This window comes from Streptomyces sp. KLMMK (genome assembly GCF_036961605.1).
GTDB classification, from domain to species: domain Bacteria; phylum Actinomycetota; class Actinomycetes; order Streptomycetales; family Streptomycetaceae; genus Streptomyces; species Streptomyces telluris.
In genome coordinates, this window is sequence record NZ_JBAMDC010000541.1 from 1 (window position 1) to 3,587 (window position 3,587).

General features: G+C 73.9%; 4 protein-coding genes and 2 pseudogenes. 2 read left to right on the forward strand and 4 right to left on the reverse strand.

The features are described 5' to 3' along the window. Both V7793_RS35175 and serB read left to right on the forward strand, forming a co-directional pair. Window positions 1-245: pseudogene (locus V7793_RS35175) on the forward strand (streptophobe family protein); the annotation flags it as partial. A 103-nt stretch (window positions 246-348) separates the two neighbouring features. Further along, entirely contained in the window at window positions 349-1,581 is a 1,233-nt protein-coding gene (gene serB, locus V7793_RS35180) for a phosphoserine phosphatase SerB (RefSeq protein ID WP_168091304.1), read from the forward strand. 123 nt (window positions 1,582-1,704) lie between these two features. On the opposite strand, the gene V7793_RS35185 is transcribed toward serB, so the two are convergent. The 4 genes and pseudogenes from V7793_RS35185 to V7793_RS35200 form a co-directional block, all read right to left on the reverse strand. Further along, window positions 1,705-2,223 carry a SixA phosphatase family protein gene (locus tag V7793_RS35185; protein WP_336013758.1) on the reverse strand — a complete coding sequence of 173 codons (519 nt, stop codon included), beginning with the start codon at window positions 2,221-2,223 and terminating at the stop codon, window positions 1,705-1,707. Window positions 2,224-2,309: 86 nt separating this feature from the next. Then, the gene (locus V7793_RS35190) at window positions 2,310-2,522 is read right to left on the reverse strand and encodes a hypothetical protein (protein ID WP_168091276.1); all 213 of its coding nucleotides are present in this window, start codon (window positions 2,520-2,522) and stop codon (window positions 2,310-2,312) included. A 268-nt stretch (window positions 2,523-2,790) separates the two neighbouring features. Next, entirely contained in the window at window positions 2,791-2,910 is a 120-nt protein-coding gene (locus tag V7793_RS35195) for an SGM_5486 family transporter-associated protein (protein ID WP_256790788.1), read from the reverse strand. Window positions 2,911-2,952: 42 nt separating this feature from the next. Next, window positions 2,953-3,587: pseudogene (locus tag V7793_RS35200) on the reverse strand (YbfB/YjiJ family MFS transporter); the annotation flags it as partial.

Sequence of the window (3,587 nt, forward strand, 5' to 3'; positions counted from 1 at the left end):
GCCCGTACCGTCCCTCGCCGGGGCAGCCGGGGCAGGACGACTCCAACCCGTACAGGCGTCCCGCGCGGGACGACACCAACCCGTACAAGCGCCCGCTCTTCGACGACCGCTCCACCGCGCCGACGCAGACGGGCCGGCCGCTGCCGCCGCCCCGCAGGTCCCGGGGCAGCGGATACCGCTACGGGGCGCCGCCGCCGGAGGAGCCTCCGCCTCCGCCGCCCGGGCCCCCGCCGCGGCGCCGCTGACGGCGTTCACGCGCCGTAAGCCGGGCCTTGGGCATGTCTTCGCCGAGTACTAGCCGGGACACCTGTGCGTATCCGGCGCGGGGCCCGATACGGTAAGAGGACCATGAGCGCATCGCAGACCTCGCCTGCCACCCCCGTCCCCGCCGACGACGAGCCGACCCTCCTCGTCAAGATCTTCGGGAAGGACCGGCCGGGCATCACCGCCGGGCTGTTCGACACGCTCGCCGCGTACGCCGTGGACGTCGTCGACATCGAGCAGGTCGTCACCCGGGGCCGGATCACCCTGTGCGCGCTGGTCACGGCGCCGGAGGGCGGCGGGAACGCCGAAGGCGAGCTGCGGGCCACGGTGCACAGCTGGGCCGAGTCGATGCGGCTGCAGGCCGAGATCATCTCGGGCCGGGGCGACAACCGCCCGCGCGGCACGGGGCGTTCCCACGTCACGGTGCTGGGCCACCCGCTCACCGCCGAGTCGACCGCCGCCATCGCGGCGCGGATCACCGGCACGGGCGGCAACATCGACCGGATCTTCCGGCTCGCCAAGTATCCGGTGACGGCCGTGGAGTTCGCCGTGTCCGGTGTGGAGACGGAGGCCCTGCGGACGGCGCTGGCCCTGGAGGCCGCGGTGCGCGGGGTCGACGTGGCGGTCGTCGCGGCGGGGCTGCAGCGGCGGGCCCAGCGGCTGGTCGTGATGGACGTCGACTCCACGCTGATCCAGGACGAGGTCATCGAGCTGTTCGCGGCGCACGCGGGCTGCGAGGCCGAGGTCGCGGAGGTGACCGCGCGGGCCATGCGCGGCGAGCTGGACTTCGAGGAGTCCCTGCACGCCCGGGTGGCGCTGCTGGCGGGCCTGGACGAGTCCGTCGTGGACAAGGTGCGGGCGGAGGTGCGGCTGACGCCGGGCGCCCGGACGCTGATCCGCACGCTCAAGCGGCTCGGCTACCAGGTGGGCGTGGTCTCCGGCGGGTTCACCCAGGTCACGGACGACCTGCAGGAGCGGCTCGGGCTGGACTTCGCCTCGGCGAACACCCTGGAGATCGTCGACGGCCGGCTGACCGGGCGGGTGACTGGGGAGATCGTGGACCGGGCCGGCAAGGCCCGGCTGCTGCGGCGGTTCGCCGCCGAGGCGGGTGTGCCGCTGGCGCAGACCGTGGCCATCGGCGACGGCGCGAACGACCTCGACATGCTCAACGCCGCGGGGCTGGGCGTGGCCTTCAACGCCAAGCCGGTGGTACGCCAGGCGGCGCACACCGCGGTGAACGTCCCGTTCCTGGACACGGTGCTCTACCTGCTGGGCGTCACCCGCGAAGAGGTCGAGGCGGCCAGGACGCACGAGTAGGCTCCGGCGGAGGCGCCCGCGGCGACGGCGGGGGCGGGGCACGGCGGGCACAGCGACGGCAGGGGTCCGGCGGAACGGGCGGCGGCCGGAGCCGGTGCATGCACCTCGTCCGCCGGACAGGTGCTACGCGTGGGGCGCCCAGAAGGCGACCAGCCGGCCGACGCCGTGCTCGACGGCCTTCCACGATCCGGTGAAGGCGAGCACCGCGATGGCGGACGTGGGGAACCCGGTGCGGTTCATCCGCGGCAGCAGATCGCCGTCGGACTCGCCCGCGAGGGCGTCGGCCAGGGCGTGCATGCCGGGGTTGTGCCCGATCACGACGAGGTCCTGGACCTCGTCGGAGACCTCGTTGAGCAGGGCGATCAGCTCGCCGAGCGAGGCCTCGTACATCCGCTCCTCGTAGACCGTGCGGGGGCGCTGGGACAGCTCGGGGACGGCGAGCTTCCAGGTCTCGCGGGTGCGGGCGGAGGTGGAGCACAGGGCCAGGTCGGGGTTGACGCCGGAACCGGCGAGCCAGCGGCCTGCGACCGGGGCGTCCTTGCGTCCGCGGTCCGCGAGCGGACGTTCGTGGTCGTCCCCGTCGGACCATTCGGCCTTGGCGTGCCGGAAAACGACAATCCTGCGAGTCGGTTCGGAGCTCATGCCGTCCAGCTTCGCATGAAACCCACGGCTGGGCGCGGGGTGTTGAAAGGGTTGTACCCGAAGCGGCGCACGCGCCCCACCTGCCCTCACGGGGCTTCCTCGCCCAGCGCGAGCCGGACGAAGGCGACCACGCGGGCGACGGTGCCCGAGGCGGCGGGATCCGGACCGGAGTCCGCGGTGGCGGGAGCGGCGAGCAGGGTGCAGAAGACGGTGAAGGCCGCGGCGGCGAGCGCGAGGGCCCACCAGGGCAGCCGCGTCTGCACGGTGCCGGGAGTCCGGGCTTTCGTACCGGCGGGCATGGGATCGCCTCCGAGCGGTTCGGTGCACCGCCCCGTCGCGGTGTACTACGAACCTACGGAGAACGGCGCCCCGCTCCCATCCGGTGGACCACCCACTTGCCCCTGACCCGTCCCCCCTAGGGGACAGGGGGTTATCCCCACCATCGCCTGGAGGCGGACCGGAAGAGGACGCCCGGCCGGGGTCAGGGTGGGGCCGGGCATCAGGCGGAGACCGGCGTCAGGGCGAGACCGGCATCAGGCGGAGAGCGGCATCAGGGCGAGACCGGCATCAGGGGGAGAAGACCGTCGCGATGACCGAGATGACCACCGTGATGCCCAGCATCGCGCCGAGGATCGTCAGCAGGGTCTTCTGACCGTTCTTGGGGTTGGGATCGAGCACAGGCTGCATGCGGCCAGTCTCCCACCCCGCGCGCCGGCGGCCGCGCCCGGGTCAGAGCTCGTCCTCCACGGTGCGGGCGCGCCCGGCCAGCACGCCCGCCACGACCTGAGGCACCATCAGCCCCGCCATGAGCGCGAGCGGCACGTCCCAGCCGCCCGTGCGCTCGTTGAGCCAGCCCACGAGCAGCGGGCCGGGGATGGAGATCAGATAGCCGGTGCTCTGGGCGAACGCCGACAGCCGCACCACGCCCCCGCCCGTGCGGGCGCGCATGCCGATCAGCGTCAGGGCGAGCGTGAAGGCGCTGTTGGACACGCCGAGCAGCACGGCCCAGACCCAGGCGCCCGCGGCCGGGGACAGCCACAGCCCCGCGTACCCCGCCAGGCCGAAGCAGGCCAGGGCGACGACGAGGACGCCCTGGTGGGGCAGGCGGGCGGCGAGGCGCGGCAGGACGAAGGCGAGGGGGATGCCGGTCAGCATCGTGACGGCGCTCAGGAGGCCCGCGGTGGAGGCGGACACCCCGGCGTCGCGGAAGATCGCCGGCATCCAGCCCATGACGATGTAGGCGCCGGTCGCCTGGATTCCGAAGAAGATGCCGAGCGCCCAGGCGGTGGGGCTGCGCGTGATGCTGGTGCGGGGAGCGTCCTGGCCGGCCGCCGCGGGGACGGCGGCTCCGTCCCCGCGGTCAC